Below are 16,630 nucleotides of genomic sequence, written 5' to 3'. Positions count from 1 at the left end.
CCGGGCCTGGATACCCGGTATGCACGATTCTTGGTTCGTTTATAACGGATCGGTTACTGTGTTAAACAAGTAGCCGGGGTCGGGGAAGGCCTTCGGACAACTGCTCCGGTTGATTCCGGGGCAATCAGTTGAATGTTTTTTGGCGGCGCAGATGCCGGCAGCAAGAGTGGGACCAGGCTTTTTGCCTGGCCCTCCGTTTTTGCGGTCGGCATTATTTTTGCGCTTTTCCCCGTGCCCGGATGGTCTGAGAGTAATGGGCGATCGTGATCAAGTTCTTCACAACGGATGGCAAGTTCAGCTTCCTCAAAGTAGGTACGCAGTTGCTGGTAGTTGCAGCGCTGGTGGTTGGTGTCGTGGCCTTTGTTGGCAACAACAAGACCGTCACCCTCAACGTGGACGGCAAAGTGAGCTCCATTCAGACCTTTGGCGGCACTGTTGACCAAGTGGTCCAAGCAGCCAAGGTCGAGTTGAAGGACGCAGACCGCGTTTCGCCGGCTCTTGACGCGCGGGTCGAAAACGGATCCGTAGTGAACGTCAACCTGGCCAAGGCCGTGTCCATTGAACTGGACGGCGCCCGGAAGACCGTGAACACCACCGCCCCGGACGTGGCAGGCCTGGTGAGCGAACTCGGTGTAGCAAGCTCCTCCGAGATCTCCCAGCCCAAAGAAGCGTCCTTGGAAGTCACCGGCTCCTTCGTTTCCATCTCCACGCCCAAGACCATCAGCGTCGTAGCTGACGGCAAGGACACCAGCACCACCACGACGGCGGCCGACGTCGCCACCGTGCTCAAGGACACTGGAATCACCTTGGGCGCCAACGACCGCACCTCCCAGCCTGGCAATGCGCCCATCGTCCAGGACATGGTGATCAAGGTCTCCCGCGTGGACACCAGCAAGACCGCCGAAGCCACCGAAGAAGTTCCCTTCGAAAGCGTGAAGACTGATAGTGCCGCACTCTTCAAGGGTGAAGAGGAAGTGACCCAGGAAGGCGTGGCAGGATCCCTGGTCAAGACGTTCAAGCTGGTACTCGTGGACGGCCGCGAAGCGTCCCGCACCTTGGTCTCCAGCAACGTTGCCACCAAGCCCGTGACCGAAAAGATCAGCGTCGGCACCAAGGCCCGGCCCGTCCCGACTCCCAAGGCAGCAGCCGCAACAGGCGCAGCCCCAGCAGCCAGCGGCCCGACCGGTGCTCCCAACGAAGCCATGTGGGACAGGATTGCCCAGTGCGAATCGGGTGGAAACTGGTCAATCAACACCGGTAACGGCTACTACGGCGGCCTGCAGTTCTCCAGCCCCACCTGGCTTGCCAACGGTGGTGGAGCCTACGCTCCCAACGCAAGCCTTGCCACCAAAGCACAGCAGATCGACATCGCCAACCGTCTCTACGCTAAGAACGGCCTCAGCGACTGGGGCTGCGCTCACGCGGCCTGACCCCGCACAGGCGATACGATACCTAGGTGACTGAACCGAATTCCGAACCCGCCGCCGTCGCGCCTTTGATGGGCGCCACAGATATCCGACGGCTCGCCGAGGAAATCGGTGTACGCCCCACGAAAACGTTGGGGCAGAACTTTGTGATCGACGGCAACACCATCCGCAGGATTGTGGCCGCCGCCAATATAGACGCCGGTGAAACCGTGCTGGAGGTAGGCCCCGGGCTTGGCTCCCTGACGCTCGGTTTGCTGGACGCGGCCAAGGCTGTTGTTGCCGTCGAAATCGACCCCGTGTTGGCAGAAAAGCTGCCGGAGACTGTGCGCGCCTGGCGCCCCGGGGCGGAAGACAACTTCCACCTGGTGCTGTCCGACGCCATGAAGGTCACCGAGCTGCCGGTGCCCCCCACGGCGCTGGTGGCCAACCTGCCCTACAACGTGGCTGTTCCCGTGGTGCTTCACCTGCTGCAGCACTTTCCCAGCCTCCAGCATGGCTTGGTCATGGTGCAGGATGAGGTTGCGGACCGCCTTGCCGCGACACCTGGTTCCAAGATCTACGGCGTGCCGTCGGTCAAGGCGGCCTGGTACGGGCGCATGCGCAAGGCCGGCGTCATTGGCATGAACGTGTTCTGGCCCGCGCCGAAGATCCATTCGGGCCTGGTTGCCTTCACCCGGCATGACCCGCCGGAAACGCATGCCACGCGTGAACAGGTATTCGCCGTCATTGATGCTGCCTTCGCGCAGCGGCGGAAAACGCTGCGTGCGGCACTCGCCGGTTGGGCCGGGAGCGCCTCCGAAGCGGAACGGTGCTTGGTGGCCGCCGGAGTTGACCCCACGGCGCGCGGCGAGGTCCTGGACATCCATGCCTACGTCAAGATTGCCGAAGCCCGCCACCCCGTGGACGCATGAACCCGGGCACCCGCAAACCAAGCAGCCTCCCGTTTGTGGGGGATCGCTTCCATGCCCGCACGGTTCGCGTCAAAGCCCCAGGCAAGGTCAACGTCTCCCTGAGCGTGGGCCCTTTGCGGCCCGACGGGTACCACTCGGTGGCCAGCGTGTACCTCGCCGTTTCCCTGTACGAGGAAGTGGCGGCCACCAGTACAGAGGCTGAAGGAATCACTGTCAGCATCAGCCCGGACAGCACACTGGACCTGGACGGCGTGGACGTCCCGCTGGATGAGCGCAACCTTGCCTACAAGGCGGCAGCCATCATGGCCGAAATGTCCGAGAAGCCAACCGGCGTCCACTTGGAAATCACCAAACGAGTGCCGGTTGCAGGTGGCATGGGTGGTGGTTCGGCAGATGCAGCAGCCACCCTTCTGGCGTGCGACGCCCTGTGGAACAGCGGCCTTTCACGCGAGGAACTGGCGCACCTGGCAGCCGAGTTGGGCGCAGACGTGCCGTTCTCGCTCCTGGGCGGCACCGCCGTCGGGCTTGGCGTGGGAGACAAACTCTCTCCAGCACTGGCCAAGGCGCAAATGGATTGGGTGCTGGTTTTTGCCGATTACGGGCTGTCCACCCCTGACGTGTTCCGAACCCTTGACGGGCTTCGGGACTCGGAAGGCGTCGAGATTCCCGAGCCCGTCGACGTGGACCCCACCATCCTCCAAGCCCTGCGGAACGGTGACCCCGAGACCCTCAGCCGCGTGCTGATCAACGACCTCCAGCGGGCCTCCATTACACTCGCGCCCCAACTTCGCGACACCATCGGTCTGGGTGAAGCGCGCGGTGCCCTTGCCGGCATGGTGTCCGGCTCGGGGCCCACCATCGCCCTGCTTGCCAGGGATTCCGTCTCAGCTACGGTCCTTGCAGAAGAGCTGGGCCACCGGGGACACAATGCCCTGGCCGTTCACGGTCCCGTGCCCGGCGCCCGGATCATCTCCGATACCCTCCTGTAGTACCCCCGCATTCCAGCAGTAGAAAGTAGTACCCATTGGCCCACCTGCTTGGCGGCGAAAACCTCACAGTTTCGTTCGCGACCCGCACTGTCCTCGACGGCGTCACCCTCGGCTTGGAGGATGGCGACCGCATCGGCATGGTGGGGCGCAACGGCGACGGTAAGTCGACTCTTATGCGCCTGCTTGCGTTGCGCTCCACGCCCGACTCGGGTCGCGTTACCAAACGCGGGGACGTCAACGTCGGCTACCTGGATCAAGGCGACGTGCTCGACGGCGACCTCACAGTCGGCGCTGCGATCGTCGGGGACCGCGCGGACCATGAATGGGCGGCTAACGCCAAGATCCGCGAAGTCATGGGCGGACTGGTGGGGGATGTCGACTGGCACGCCAACGTCCATGCGCTGTCCGGTGGCCAGAAGCGCCGTGTTGCGCTGGCCAAGCTCCTCATCGAAGACCACGACGTCATCATGCTGGACGAACCTACCAACCACCTCGACGTCGAAGGTGTCGCTTGGCTGGCCCGACACCTCAAGACACGCTGGCGCGCCAACCAGGGCGCCTTCCTGGTGGTCACTCACGACCGTTGGTTCCTCGACGAAGTCTGCAACTACACCTGGGAAGTCCACGACGCCATGGTGGACATGTTCGACGGCGGATACGCAGCCTACGTTTTGGCGCGCGCCGAGCGCGACCGCATGGCCGCCGTCGTCGAAGGTAAACGCCAGCAGCTCGTCAAAAAGGAACTGGCGTGGCTTCGGCGGGGTGCACCTGCCCGAACCGCGAAGCCCAAGTTCCGCATCGAAGCTGCCAACGACCTCATCGCCGACGTACCCGATCCCCGCGACTCCGTGGCCCTCAGCAAAATGGCGACCGCACGCTTGGGCAAGGACGTGCTGGACCTTGAGAATGTGACCCTTGACTTCCTCGACGGCGAGGACGGACAGAAGCTCTTCGACAACATCACCCTCCGGCTTGCGCCGGGCGAAAGACTTGGCCTGGTGGGCGTCAACGGGGCAGGCAAGTCCACACTCCTGAGGCTGTTGAACGGTGAAATCCAGCCGAGCTCCGGCAAGGTCAAGCGTGGCAAGACCGTGGTCACCGCCGTGCTGACCCAGGACGTCAAAGAGCTCGATGAAGTCTCGGACCTGCGCGTCATTGAGGTCATCGAACGCGAAAAGCGGTCCTTCAGCGTGGGCGGCAAAGAATTTACCGCCGGACAGCTCGTGGAACAGCTCGGGTTCACCAAGGAAAAGCAGTGGACACCCGTCAGCGATCTTTCCGGTGGCGAACGTCGTCGACTCCAGCTCCTGCGCCTGCTGGTAGGGGAGCCTAACGTCCTTATGCTCGACGAACCCACCAACGACCTCGACACCGACACCCTTGCCGCCGTCGAAGACGTCCTGGACGGCTGGCCCGGGACGCTCGTAGTGGTCAGCCACGACCGGTACCTCCTGGAACGCGTCACTGACAACCAGATGGCTTTGCTCGGAGACGGCAAACTACGTGGCCTGCCCGGTGGTGTGGACCAATACCTCGAACTGCGTGAAGCTGCGCTGGCCTCGGGCGCTGTGGGTGGCGGCTCGGGTGCGCCGACTTCTGCCAGCGGGTCTTCCTCGTCCGCTGCTGTTCCTTCCGGTGCCAGCGAAGCCGAGAAACGCGAAGCCCGCAAAGACCTCAACAGGATCGACCGCCAGCTCGGCAAGATCTCGCAGCAGGAGGAAAAGCTCCACACGCAGATGGCCGCAAAGTCCGAGTCCGCAGATTTCGACGCCCTGGGTGAGCTCAATGCCAAACTGCAGGAGTTGCTCGAGGAGAAAGAGGGCCTGGAGCTGGAATGGCTGGAGGCCGCCGAAATCCTCGGCGAGTAGGGGTGCTGTGGCCTGTCAGTGCCGTCTCGCCGACCCTCTCTCTCACTTCCCTCGGGTTTGGGGTGGATCCTCTCTCACTTCCCTCGGGTTTGGGGTGGATCCTCTCTCACTTCCCGTCGGTTGACGACGTCGGCTCGTAGCCTATGAGCCAGCGCAGTCCGTGGCGATCGACAACTTGGCCATCTGATGCACCCCACGGCTTCGGCTCCAGCGGGTCCAGAATTCGGCCGCCGACGGCGAGCATGTCGAACCACTGGTGGAGAACTGCCGGTTCAGCTGCTCCCAGCAACGAGAGCATGGCGCCTTCGATCTTGACGGATTCCTCGCCGGCCGCTGCGTCAGAGCCACTTAGGGAGACGACTCCGCTGAGGACTCCATGGGCGATCGCGTCCAGTGGCCCGTCCGTTCGCCCAAAGTCCTGGTACGTATGCAGGGAAAGTTCGCCTCCGAAGACTTCGGCGTAAAAGCCAAAGGCGACTCGTGCTGTCCCGGGAAAACTGATGTAGAGCTGGGGCGCCGTCATGAGCAAAGCTTACAAAAGTACCGGAAGGGTGTGGGATGTGAGAGAAGGTTTGGTTCAAGCGCGTGGGATGTGAGAGAAGGTTAGGACTCGGAGCGCAAGCCGGGTTCTTTTTGCAGCCCGGTCAGCCCGTTCCAGGCCAGGTTCACCAAGTGAGCGGCAACAGCCCGTTTGTCGGGAGTACGGCTGTCGAGCCACCACTGGCCTGTCATAGCTACCATTCCCACGAGCATCTGCGCGTACATGGCTCCGTCTGCCGCGCTGAATCCGCGGCGCGCGAATTCGTCCGAGAGCAAGTGTTCCACCCGGGCCGTTACGTGGGAGAGCAGCGTGGAGAATGCACCCTCGGGCTGTGAGGGCGGGGCGTCACGCATGAGGATCCGGAAGCCATCGGTGCGGTCTTCGATGTAGCCAAGCAGTGCCAGCGCAGCGCGTTCAACCAGCACACGGGGTTTGGCTTCGGTGCTGAGGGCCTCGGTGATGGAGTCCAGAAGGATCCGGAATTCGGTCTCCACAACCTGACGGTACAGACCCTCCTTGGAGCCGAAGTGTTCGTAGATTACGGGCTTGGAAACTCCGGCAGAGGCGGCGATTTCCTCGATGGTGGTGCCATCCAGTCCACGGGCAGCGAAGAGGGCACGTCCAATGCCGATGAGTTGTGATTTGCGCTGCTGTCCGGTCATCCGTATGCGCACTGCCGGCCCGTTGGTGACGTGCTCTGCGGGCTCGGAGGCGGCCCCAGATCGGGGGAGTTCAGTGCGGTTGCTCACGTGACCATCATGCCCTAGATGGCCTCAGGAACGGGTGTGGAGCGGGTCCCCCACGGGCGGAATGGTGAAACGCGGAGGGGGCACGGGGTGGTCAAGTCGCGAAGCACGCATTGGTCATGGCAAACTAGATTCTTGTGTGTGCATCCCGGTGATCCGGGAAACCTTCCGGGCCGCATGGTCCGGGGATGAAACATGCACGGTCCGCTCTGGTGTAATGGCAGCACCCCGGCCTTTGGAGCCGTGGAGTATAGGTTCGAATCCTATGGGCGGAACGGTCGGAAAACGCGCTCCTTCTCTGTACCTGTAGCGGCTCTCACGGTGCCTGGGTCCATTGTTGGGATGGCAGCATTCCGAAGCCGGGTTACCCGGGACATACCGAGCAAGGAGAGCCAGTACGTGAGCCCCGAAACCATCGGTCCCGCAGCGGTGATCGTTTTGGCCGCAGGTGCCGGAACGCGCATGAAGTCGCGGACTCCCAAGATCCTCCACGAAATCGGCGGCCGATCCATGGTGGGTCACGCGCTCCTCGCCGCCCGTGCCATCAATCCGTTGAAGCTGGCTTTGGTTGTCCGCCACGAGCGTGACCGCGTAGCCGAGCACGTCGCAGGGCTGGACCCGGAAGCCCTCATTGTTGATCAGGACGACGTTCCCGGCACTGGACGTGCGGTTGAAGTGGCGCTCAACGCGCTGGACGCGGACGCCGAACTTTCCGGCACCGTAGTGGTCACCTACGGCGATGTCCCGCTGCTGACCGGTCAACTGCTCGGCGAACTTGTGGCAACGCACGAGGCTGAGGGCAACGCCGTCACGGTCCTCACTGCAGTGTTGGACGACGCCACGGGTTACGGCCGGATCCTGCGTGCAGAGGACGGTACCGTCACAGGTATTCGCGAGCACAAGGATGCCAGCGAAACCGAGCGCACCATCCGCGAGGTCAACTCTGGTATCTACGCTTTCGACGCCGCGGTTTTGCGCAGTGCGCTGGCGAAGGTCACCACCGACAACGCCCAGGGCGAGATGTACCTGACCGATGTCCTCGGGTTGGCGCGAGACGCAGGGGGCCGTGTGGCCGCCGTCGTGACGGAAGACCGCTGGCAGGTTGAGGGCGCCAACGACCGCATTCAGTTGTCCGCGCTGGGTGCCGAGCACAACCGCCGCATCATCGAGTCCTGGATGCGTGCAGGCGTGACAGTGGTGGATCCGTCCACCACGTGGATTGATTCGACTGTCTCCCTTGACGAAGACGTCCGTTTGCTGCCCAATACCCAACTGCACGGTGCCACCACCGTGGCGCGGGACGCCGTCGTTGGTCCTGACACCACCTTGACCGACGTCCATGTTGGCGAGGGCGCAAAGGTGATCCGTACGCACGGTTCCGGCGCCACGATCGGTGCCAAGGCGAGCGTTGGACCGTTCACGTACCTTCGCCCGGGCACGGTCCTGGGCGAGACCGGCAAGATCGGCGCGTTCTACGAAACCAAGAACGTGACAATCGGCCGTGGCTCCAAGCTGTCCCACCTGGGCTACGCCGGTGATGCTGAGATCGGCGAAGACACCAACATCGGTTGCGGCAACATCACCGCCAACTACGACGGCGAGAAGAAGCACCGCACGGTGATCGGCTCAGGCGTCCGCACGGGTTCCAACACGGTCTTCGTGGCTCCTGTGACGGTTGGCGACGGCGCATACAGCGGCGCCGGGGCCGTCATCCGTAAGGATGTTCCCGCCGGTGCCCTCGCCCTCAGCATGGCTGCACAGCGGAACGCCGAAGGCTGGGTAGCAGCCAACCGGCCGGGCACCGCCTCCGCGAAGCTTGCCGAGGCCGCGCAGGAACTGGCGTCAGCATCTACATCTTCACAATCCCCGGCAACCATAGAAGAAGGCAAACAGGCATGAGCGAAATTACCGCACGCGGCGAGAAGAAATTGATTCTCGCCGCCGGAAGGGCGCATCCGGAGCTGGCGCAGGAAATCGCGAAGGAGCTGGAGACTGAGCTCCTGCCCATCGATGCCTACGACTTCGCAAACGGGGAAATCTACGTCCGTTCGGCCGAGAGCGTGCGAGGCACCGATGCCTTCGTCATCCAGGCCCACCCGGCTCCGTTGAACAACTGGCTCATGGAGCAGTTGATCATGATTGATTCCCTCAAGCGCGCCTCGGCCAAGAGGATCACGGTTGTTTCCCCGTTCTACCCGTACTCCCGCCAGGACAAGAAGGGCCGCGGCCGCGAGCCCATCTCGGCCCGCCTGGTTGCCGACCTTTACAAGACCGCGGGCGCGGACCGCATCATGTCCGTTGACCTGCACACCTCGCAGATCCAGGGCTTCTTCGACGGCCCGGTTGACCACCTGATGGCTATCCCGTTGCTGGCCGACTACATCCGCACCAAGGTTGAGGCCGACAACATCACGGTTGTTTCGCCTGACACGGGTCGTGTCCGCGTTGCCGAGCAGTGGGCTGAGCGCCTGGGCGGTGCCCCGCTCGCGTTCGTTCACAAGAGCCGGGACCTCACCGTCCCCAACCAGGCCGTCTCCAAGACCGTTGTTGGCCAGGTTGAAGGCCGCACCTGCGTCCTCATCGACGACATGATCGACACTGGTGGAACCATCTCAGGTGCCGTCCAGGTCCTGAAGAACGCCGGTGCCAAGGACGTCATCATAGCCTGCACGCACGCGGTCTTCTCCGATCCCGCCGCGCAGCGTCTGGCTGATTCCGGTGCCCGCGAAGTTGTGGTCACCAATACGCTCCCCATCCCGGCCGAGAAGCGCTTCCCGTCGCTGACGGTGCTGTCGATCGCACCTTTGATCGCGCGCGCCATCCGTGAAGTGTTCGACGACGGTTCGGTCACCAGCCTGTTCGACGGCAAAGCGTAACGCCGGACTGCTGAAATTGAGCGGGCCATCCGCCGCCTTCGGGCGTGCGGGTGGCCCGTTTTCATTGCCGTTTTCAGAAAGGGCACGAACCGCTGCTAGACTCTTGGGGATACCTTGGCGAGGGAGAGCACATCCGGTCCGCATTTGTGGACCAGGGTTGCGGGTCTCCGTTATCGACTGGGTCTGCATCTCCTTCAACACAGGCGGAACGGCTGCTCGGCGGCCGATCCCAGCCGGGCGTAGAAGGTCTCCAGACCTCCGCCCTTGCTGATAGACCAGCCTGGACTTCCCGGGTGCCACAGTAATCAAGGAGTACACATGTCTGAGCAGAAGCTCACCGCAGAACTGCGCACCGAATTCGGCAAGGGTTTCGCCCGCCGTGCACGCATGGCCGGCCAGATCCCGGCTGTCATCTACGGCCACGGCGCAGAGCCCATCCACATCAACCTGCCGGGCCGCGCCACCACGCTGGCAGTGCGCGTTTCCAACGCCCTGCTTGCAATCGACGTCGACGGCGAGCAGCACCTGACGCTCGTCAAGGACATCCAGCGTGATCCCGTAAAGCAGATCATCGAGCACGTTGACCTCCAGACCGTGAAGGCCGGCGAGAAGGTTACCGTCGACATCGCCATCCACGTTTCCGGTGAAGTTGCTCCGGGTGCTGTCGCCAGCCTCGAAGCCACCACGGTTTCCCTCGAAGCTGAGGCAACCCACGTTCCCACCGCCGTCGAGGTCAACATCGATGGCCTCAAGGCCGGCGAGAGCATCCACGCTTCCGACCTCGTCCTGCCGAAGGGTTCCATCCTGCTCACCGAAGGCGACACCCTGGTGGTCCGCATCGCTGAAGCCGCTGGCGCTGAAGAAGAAGAGACCACGGAAGCTGCCGCCGAGTAGTCTTCAGACTGCTTGAGGCTTCTGCCTTTGAGTGGCCGGGCACCCCTGGGGTCCCGGCCACTCGTTTTTGCTTTGCCCCGGGGAATGTCCATGATCGCGCCGTTCCCGGCCCACAAGTTTCCTAGGATGAGACCATGACTGACACCTGGCTGATTGTCGGCCTCGGCAACCCTGGCAGTGAGTACAGCAACAACCGGCACAATGTTGGCCAGATGGTGCTGGATGAACTGGCTTCCCGCATGGGTGGGAAGTTCAAGGTCCACAAGGCGCGGGCCCAGGTGGTGGAGGGTCGGCTGGGCATCGGGGGTCCCCGCGTGGTGCTTGCCAAGCCCATGACGTACATGAACGTCTCCGGGGGACCAGTGGCAGGCCTGTGCAACTTCTTCGACATAGCGCCCGACCACGTCATAGCAGTGCACGATGAGATCGACATCCCTTTTAACACAGTCAAGCTAAAACTAGGCGGCGGTGAGGGCGGGCATAACGGCCTGCGGGACATCTCAAAAGCACTTGCCACCAAGGATTACCTGCGTGTCCGCGTGGGGGTGGGCCGGCCGCCAGGACGGATGGAGACGGCCGACTATGTCCTCCGGGATTTCGCCACGGCGGAGAAGAAGGACTTGCCGTTCCTCCTGGACGAGGCTGCTGACGCCGTGGAGCTGCTCATGGGCCAGGGCCTGCTCGCCGCGCAACAGAAACACCATCCTGCCAAAGCTTGAGCAGATCTTGAGGAAAGCCTGATCAAAGCCTGACGGTCTCGAGGAGGCCAAGGCCTACAAACTGTGGGCGGCCGACGGTAGTGTGCATGGTACGCAGGTAAGCGGTGGGGGACTGTCGCGGATGTGTAGCTAAGGATGCGGATGTCGGCGGAGTTGCTAAACAGGAGCGGGGGAGGCGCAGCGAGGGCTGCGGCTCCTGATCTTGTGGGCGGCCCAACAGACCGTCAAACATGGTCATTGTTGGCCCGGAGCCACGATCTGTCCAAAGCGGGCAAACACCTCGAATCGCCTGGTTCCTACGGAGTGGTCCTCACCGGCGAACGGGGAATCGGCAAGTCGGGCCTCGCAAGGGCAGTGGTGTCGTCACTCGGCCCCAAAGTCCACAGCCTCCAACTGCGCAACACCGTAGCCAGCGGCCAAACCCCCTACGGATGCCTTGGTTTCCTGCTGGCCCGGTTGCCGTCCGGGGCCGTGGGTTCGCCCACCGGTATCCTGCACGCGGTCACCAATCTGATCAGGTCAGAAGCCGCGGGCCGGGACACCGTTTTCATCGTGGACAACGCCGGCGGCATGGATCCCATGAGCGCAGGTGTGCTGCTGAACCTTATGGCTACCGGCACCGCAAAGGTCATCGCCACCGTCCAACGAGCCAGCGACCTCCCTGTTGATTTCCACCGGCTGGTCCTTGAAGGAGCGCTGGGCGAGGTGCATCTCAACACGCTCAGCGAGGAACAGACCAAGCAAGTCCTCGGCTCGGTCCTGGGCCACTATGTGTCTTCAACGCTGGTGGGTTCACTGCACTCCGCCGTGGGTGGCAACCCCATGCTCCTGCATGCGCTTCTGGAGGAGCAACGGCATACGGGCAACCTGGTCCTCAATGACTCCGTCTGGACGCTCCGTGACCGGATCAAATTGGAGGGCGCCACGGTGGTGGAGGATTTTGTCCGTTCCAGACTGGCGCGCGAACCGCAAGCCAGCAGGACCGTCGTCGAAATCCTGGCCTGTGCGCAGCGCGCAACACTGTTGGATCTGGCAGCTATCTTCGGCACCGAAGTCCTGGTGGAGATGGAAGAGTCGGCGCTGCTTACTGTAGAGAAGTGCGGTGACCACTGGGTCTCGCTCAGGGACCCGTACGTGGGAGAGGTAGTCCGCGGCTGGTTGAGCACCCGCCGGATGCGTGAACTGCGGTTGATGCTCCACGGTCCGAAAGAGCCTGAACTGCAGGCCCTGACGCCGCAAGACCTCCTGAGCTACGCGGCGTGGTTACATTCCTGCGAGGACGAGCCCACGCTGTCGCCGGCACATGCGCTCGCGGCAGGGCGGGCGGCCTTGGATGACTACGACCCCAACTTCGCAATTCAGTGCACACTGTCACTGGACCCGAAAGACAGCGAGTGGGTGCCCGGGCAGCGTCTGAAAGCTGCGGCTTACCTCATGCTGGACCTGCCGTTGCACGCGGCCCAGGCGTTGGATGAGGTGTCCGACTCCCACATCGCCGCGTTGGAGCCACTGGAGTTCGCTGAAGTCACCGCTGCAAAGTGCCAGGCAATGACGTGGATTGATGGCAGGTCAGGCATGGTGCCGGGAGTGATCGACGCCGGCTTGGAGGCCCTCGAAGCCATGGCCGGGAATTATCCGGAGCAGACCATGGCCAAGGCGCGCAACAGGCTCCAGCTTTGCAGTTACGAATACAAGACCTACATGGGCGAGTACGCCGCCATGATTGACGCCTTGGAAGATGAACAAGCCAAGGATCCGACGGCGGACCGCGAACACTGGCTCAAGTCCTCCTTTTACCTGATCGAGGCCCGCTGCATGCTGGGCAGGGAGCTGGAGGCACAGCAACTCGCGCGCACCGTTTCACGGCACTTGGGGGACGCGGACCGCCCTGCTCAGCTGGAGGAGTCCTTCGCCAGGCATGCCTTCCTGGTCCTCCTGTTATCCGGGCAATGGCGGAAGTGCATCGAACTCATGCGCCGCACGCCCTCCGGCTCGTCACGCCTTCAATACCGGGGTGCGCTCACCGAACTGGGCGTTGGGCTTGCGTTCGCCTATGCAGGCAAGCCCGCCAGCGCAATCGAACCCCTGCGTTCGGCTGTTGCCCAACTGGAGCTCAGGCCGAGCATGAATATGAACAAGGTCGCCTACGCAGCCACTGCCTTTGCCTACGCCCAACTGGGCAATTCCGTGGAGGCCGGCCGATATTTGGACCTCTATAGAACGTGCAGGGGAGTGGGGACGTACTTCTCCGAATCCGTTGCTGAGTTCTGTGCGGAGATGGCCGGCCGGTGGATGGGTGACCCTGATGTGAAGCAGCGGCTGCTGGCCCGGGTACGCAACGACATCGACCAGCAGCGCTTCACCACGGCCGGCATCTACCTTTTCGGCGCCACCGTAGAAGGCACAGACGAGGAATACCGGCTGCTGGAAGACATTGCCGGTCGCAGGCAGGGCCCTTTGGCGAAGATCTCCGGCGACCTCGCGCGTGGAGCCCTGGCCAAGAGCTCCCGGTCACTGTTGGCGGCCGCCGATGCCGCCGCTTCTTTGGACCTGTTGGTGGTTGAGGCCAGATGCGTGGCCATGGCCCTTGACTACGCCAGGGACGCCGGCGAAACAACAGCAGCCCGAACGGCACAGTTGAGGCTTGAACGGCTGGAACATTCGGTACCTGCGTTACCGATCCAGCCACGCAGCGACGCGCCGGTACTGACCGATCGGGAACGCCAGATTGCTAAACTCGCGGGGAAGGGTGTCAGCAACCGTGAAATCGCGATGGATATTGGGGTGTCTGTGCGAACTGTGGAAGGTCATCTGTACCAAGTGTTCACCAAGCTCGGCGTATCGTCTCGGGGCGAGCTCAATGGGCTGCTATGAGGCAGAACGCGCAACTTCCGTAGACATGGCCTGGGTTGCCCATGCAGGCTGAGCACCTTGTAGGCCGTGACGCCGAACTGGAAGTGGCCACGGAGATTCTGCGGCAGGAAGGCGCCGGGGCGGTGCTTCTGGTTGCGGATCCGGGCATCGGCAAGACCGCCTTTGCGGCTGAAATCGCAGCCCGCCTGGCCGGGGAAATGGTGGTGATGCGGGTTCATGGGAGTCCCGCTTTGTCCGCCGTACCCTATGGAGTCCTGGCCCCATATCTGCTGGATCTTCCCGTGGAGCAAGCAACATCGCCGGTGGCGATCCTCCGCGAGTTCTGGTCCCAGTTCGAGAAACGGCGTGGTGGCGAAGGCGCACGCTTGCTGCTGATTGTGGACGACGCCCATGACCTCGATGAAGGCAGCACACAGATTCTGGCCGAGTTGGTCACCGCCGGGTGGGCGCGGCTCGTAGCAACCAGCAGGCCCAGGCCCGGCCTGCCCGCCGCTTTGCTTCAGCTCTGGTACGACGGATTGGCAGAGCGGCTGGAGCTCCACCCGCTCGATAAGGAAACTGTCACGGAGCTAGCTGAAAAGACCCTCGGGGGAACGGTCATGTCCAGTGCAGCCGAGGTCCTGCACTCGGTGTCCGAAGGCAACCCACTGCTGCTTCACTGCCTCCTTGAAGATGCAAGAACTGAGGGAAACCTTGTCCGCAGGAACGGAGTCTGGCTCTTGACCCGCGCACTCTCCGGCAGCGGGGAAAGCCTGGCCGAGGTAGTCAGGAACAGGGTTCTCCGGACCAGCGAAGCCGAACGGGAGGCGATGTTCGTCATTGCCCTCTCCGAGCCCGTCCCTGCCGCCGTGCTGGACACGCAGGTGGGCAGGGACACCGTCCGGGCGTTGATGGACAGTCGGCTTGTGCTGTCTGCCAACGGACCCGGCGGGCCCCTCAAAATGTGGCACCCCATGTACGGTGAGGCGCTCCGCCAGATCGTTTCGCCTGCCCGCAGCCTTCAGATCCGCCAGCGCATGGTGCAGCACTTGCCTGCGGAGCAGCCCACGGCGGAGGGACTTCTCCGGATGGTGAGCTGGGCACTGGACTGTGGTTCCGACGTCGACGATGAACGGCTGCTGGAAGCAGCATTCCTTGCCGCAAAACTGCTCCAGAACCCCTTGGCGAAGGCGGCGGCGGGCAAAGTGCGCTCCGACGCGCTGCGACCGCGCGCACGCGCCGTGATGGCCATGATCAACTACAACGACGGCGACTACCGCAGTGCCGTGCGGTTGTTGGAGGAAAATTTCGGGTTCCTGGACGCTGATCCGTCGGGACCAGTCGGCGCGGGGCTGCTGTGGGCCGCCGCGCGGGCCGCCGCGGGGGACCCGTCAGTGGACATTGTGGCCGATGCGCGGGCTGCTGCCAAAGCACTGACTGGTGAGCGGGAGGCATCGGACCTTGTGGTCCAGCGAGTCGAAAGGCACGTCCGGGCGCTGGAGTTGGCAACGCTCGCCCATGACGGCCACTACGACGAACTCCGCGAGGGCCTGGACTCGTTTGGGGAAGCGCTCGGAACGGATGGGCCCGGTTTTGCCATGAACCGGATCTTCCTGCTTGCGATGCAGTGTGAGCTCCTGACGGTGGAGGGCAAAGCCGTGGAGGCGTTGGAAGCTGGTCGCGAAGCATTGCTGCTGCTGGAAGAGGCCAATAATAACCTCCTGTACTTCGGCGACTTTGTTCTGCTGCGTTACACCCTGGCCGCCCTGGAATCCGGGGACTGGGGAGCGGCTGGGACTGCCCTTGACCGTTACGCGGCCGGTTCGGCCATGGGGCTCATCTATTTCGGTGGAGACATTGAGGTGCTCAGGGGTATGTCACTGCTGAGGCAGGGCCGCCTTGAGCAGGCCACGGAGCTGCTGACGCCCGCCGTCGAAGCGCTACGGGTCAAAGACCCGCTGCAGTTGCGTAGCCTCGGCAACGCGCTGGCGTTTTACGCCGCAGCCAAGTCCGGCAACGCACCGCTCGCCCAGCGTCTGGAAAGCGGGCAGGGCGCTGCTGCGGCCGGTGGTGCCTACGTGGAGGCCCTCGCAGAGCTGTTCAGGCTTGCAGGCGGGGAGTTTGTCACCAAGGCCACAGGGCTGCAGAAACTGCGCAACCTCCCGGAATCCGGACACGTGCACCGGTGGCCAGGCATTTTGCTGCAGAACCTGGTCCTCAGGGCCGAGCTCGGGGACGTGCAGGCCATGGCGTCAATCCAGGAAACGACGTCGTCGATGGCCGGAGGCTGGGCAGCCGGCTGGCATTCGTTGGCGGTGGCACAGTTGGGCGGCGAGGGCCAAGGGTTCGTGAATGCGGGCAATCTCCTGGCCGCATCCGGAATGCCCGGACCGGCTGCGGTGGCCTTCGACAAAGCGGCAATGACTTTCGACGCCGAAGGCAAGCGCCAGGAGGCGCGGCAAGCTGCGGTACTGCGCGATGTCAGCGAAGCCAGCCTGGGTGACGCCCTGGTTCATGACCCGCACACCGAGACGGACCGGTCAGTACCGCTGACCCGACGCGAGCAGGACATCGTGGCATTGGCCGTTTCGGGACTGACGGACCGACAGATTGCCGAGAAGCTCATGGTGTCGGTCCGGACCGTGGAAGGTCACTTGTACCGGAGCTACGCCAAACTGGGCATCCGCCGGCGTGAAGACCTGGGCGCAGCCGTCCGTCACTGACACACGCTCGTGAGTACCTGCATGGAAGCCTCTTGGAGCACCTGTCCCCGCAGCCCCCGCGGAATTTGCCCAATCAATGGAGT

The 16,630-nt window shown here is 63.2% G+C and carries 12 protein-coding genes and 1 tRNA gene; 11 read left to right on the top strand and 2 right to left on the bottom strand.

From position 1 onward, the window contains the following. Positions 1 to 263: 263 nt before the first annotated feature. From AC0J5Z_RS16990 to AC0J5Z_RS16975, 4 genes are read left to right on the top strand one after another with little or no spacing between them, the layout of a single operon-like run. On the top strand, positions 264 to 1,430 hold the full coding sequence (locus AC0J5Z_RS16990; protein ID WP_475034493.1) for a transglycosylase family protein: 1,167 nt from the start codon (positions 264 to 266) through the stop codon (positions 1,428 to 1,430). A 26-nt stretch (positions 1,431 to 1,456) separates the two neighbouring features. Next, positions 1,457 to 2,338, top strand: a complete 882-nt coding sequence (gene rsmA / locus AC0J5Z_RS16985; protein ID WP_475034490.1) for a 16S rRNA (adenine(1518)-N(6)/adenine(1519)-N(6))-dimethyltransferase RsmA — start codon at positions 1,457 to 1,459, stop codon at positions 2,336 to 2,338. Next, on the top strand, positions 2,335 to 3,327 hold the full coding sequence (locus AC0J5Z_RS16980; RefSeq protein WP_475034486.1) for a 4-(cytidine 5'-diphospho)-2-C-methyl-D-erythritol kinase: 993 nt from the start codon (positions 2,335 to 2,337) through the stop codon (positions 3,325 to 3,327). Before rsmA ends, AC0J5Z_RS16980 begins: the two co-directional genes overlap by 4 nt. 35 nt (positions 3,328 to 3,362) lie before the next feature. Then, positions 3,363 to 5,195 (top strand): ABC-F family ATP-binding cassette domain-containing protein, encoded by a 1,833-nt coding sequence (locus AC0J5Z_RS16975; protein ID WP_475034484.1) that lies wholly within the window; start codon positions 3,363 to 3,365, stop codon positions 5,193 to 5,195. 106 nt (positions 5,196 to 5,301) lie between these two features. Here the strand turns inward: AC0J5Z_RS16975 and AC0J5Z_RS16970 are convergent, their stop codons facing one another. Next, positions 5,302 to 5,718, bottom strand: coding sequence for a VOC family protein (locus tag AC0J5Z_RS16970; protein WP_475034482.1), 417 nt, complete (start codon positions 5,716 to 5,718; stop codon positions 5,302 to 5,304). Positions 5,719 to 5,798: 80 nt separating this feature from the next. Further along, positions 5,799 to 6,398, bottom strand: coding sequence for a TetR/AcrR family transcriptional regulator (locus AC0J5Z_RS16965; RefSeq protein ID WP_475039752.1), 600 nt, complete (start codon positions 6,396 to 6,398; stop codon positions 5,799 to 5,801). A gap of 287 nt (positions 6,399 to 6,685) precedes the next feature. Between AC0J5Z_RS16965 and AC0J5Z_RS16960 the strand changes: the two genes are divergently transcribed. From AC0J5Z_RS16960 to AC0J5Z_RS16930, 7 genes are all read left to right on the top strand, one after another. Then, a tRNA-Gln gene (locus tag AC0J5Z_RS16960) sits at positions 6,686 to 6,757 on the top strand. Between the two features lie 124 nt (positions 6,758 to 6,881). Beyond that, entirely contained in the window at positions 6,882 to 8,381 is a 1,500-nt protein-coding gene (gene glmU / locus AC0J5Z_RS16955) for a bifunctional UDP-N-acetylglucosamine diphosphorylase/glucosamine-1-phosphate N-acetyltransferase GlmU (RefSeq protein ID WP_475034480.1), read from the top strand. Further along, complete coding sequence (locus AC0J5Z_RS16950; protein ID WP_475034478.1) at positions 8,378 to 9,358, top strand: ribose-phosphate diphosphokinase; 981 nt, start codon at positions 8,378 to 8,380, stop codon at positions 9,356 to 9,358. The genes glmU and AC0J5Z_RS16950 overlap by 4 nt, the downstream gene beginning before the upstream one ends. A 318-nt stretch (positions 9,359 to 9,676) precedes the next feature. Continuing rightward, a complete protein-coding gene (locus AC0J5Z_RS16945; protein ID WP_475034476.1) occupies positions 9,677 to 10,252 on the top strand; it encodes a 50S ribosomal protein L25/general stress protein Ctc in 576 nt (191 codons plus the stop codon). A 134-nt stretch (positions 10,253 to 10,386) separates the two neighbouring features. Beyond that, positions 10,387 to 10,971, top strand: a complete 585-nt coding sequence (pth, locus tag AC0J5Z_RS16940; RefSeq protein WP_475034473.1) for an aminoacyl-tRNA hydrolase — start codon at positions 10,387 to 10,389, stop codon at positions 10,969 to 10,971. 141 nt (positions 10,972 to 11,112) lie between these two features. Then, positions 11,113 to 13,845, top strand: a complete 2,733-nt coding sequence (locus AC0J5Z_RS16935) for a helix-turn-helix transcriptional regulator (RefSeq protein WP_475034471.1) — start codon at positions 11,113 to 11,115, stop codon at positions 13,843 to 13,845. 41 nt (positions 13,846 to 13,886) lie between these two features. Continuing rightward, complete coding sequence (locus AC0J5Z_RS16930) at positions 13,887 to 16,547, top strand: AAA family ATPase (protein WP_475034469.1); 2,661 nt, start codon at positions 13,887 to 13,889, stop codon at positions 16,545 to 16,547. The last annotated feature ends 83 nt before the right edge of the window (positions 16,548 to 16,630 follow it).

The sequence above is a fragment of the Paenarthrobacter sp. TRD_SC_7 genome, from assembly GCF_056156245.1.
Note: the sequence above shows the minus strand (reverse complement) of the source record. Positions and strands in the feature narration are given on the sequence as shown.

Excerpts from the sequence above, each read along its gene's own strand:
- AC0J5Z_RS16980 (WP_475034486.1), top strand. The coding sequence starts at position 2,335 with ATGAACCCGGGCACCCGCAAACCAAGCAGCCTCCCGTTTGTGGGGGAT.
- AC0J5Z_RS16970 (WP_475034482.1), bottom strand. The coding sequence starts at position 5,718 with ATGACGGCGCCCCAGCTCTACATCAGTTTTCCCGGGACAGCACGAGTC.
- AC0J5Z_RS16965 (WP_475039752.1), bottom strand. The coding sequence starts at position 6,398 with ATGACCGGACAGCAGCGCAAATCACAACTCATCGGCATTGGACGTGCC.
- AC0J5Z_RS16950 (WP_475034478.1), top strand. The coding sequence starts at position 8,378 with ATGAGCGAAATTACCGCACGCGGCGAGAAGAAATTGATTCTCGCCGCC.
- AC0J5Z_RS16945 (WP_475034476.1), top strand. The coding sequence starts at position 9,677 with ATGTCTGAGCAGAAGCTCACCGCAGAACTGCGCACCGAATTCGGCAAG.
- pth (WP_475034473.1), top strand. The coding sequence starts at position 10,387 with ATGACTGACACCTGGCTGATTGTCGGCCTCGGCAACCCTGGCAGTGAG.
- AC0J5Z_RS16935 (WP_475034471.1), top strand. The coding sequence starts at position 11,113 with ATGTCGGCGGAGTTGCTAAACAGGAGCGGGGGAGGCGCAGCGAGGGCT.
- AC0J5Z_RS16930 (WP_475034469.1), top strand. The coding sequence starts at position 13,887 with ATGCAGGCTGAGCACCTTGTAGGCCGTGACGCCGAACTGGAAGTGGCC.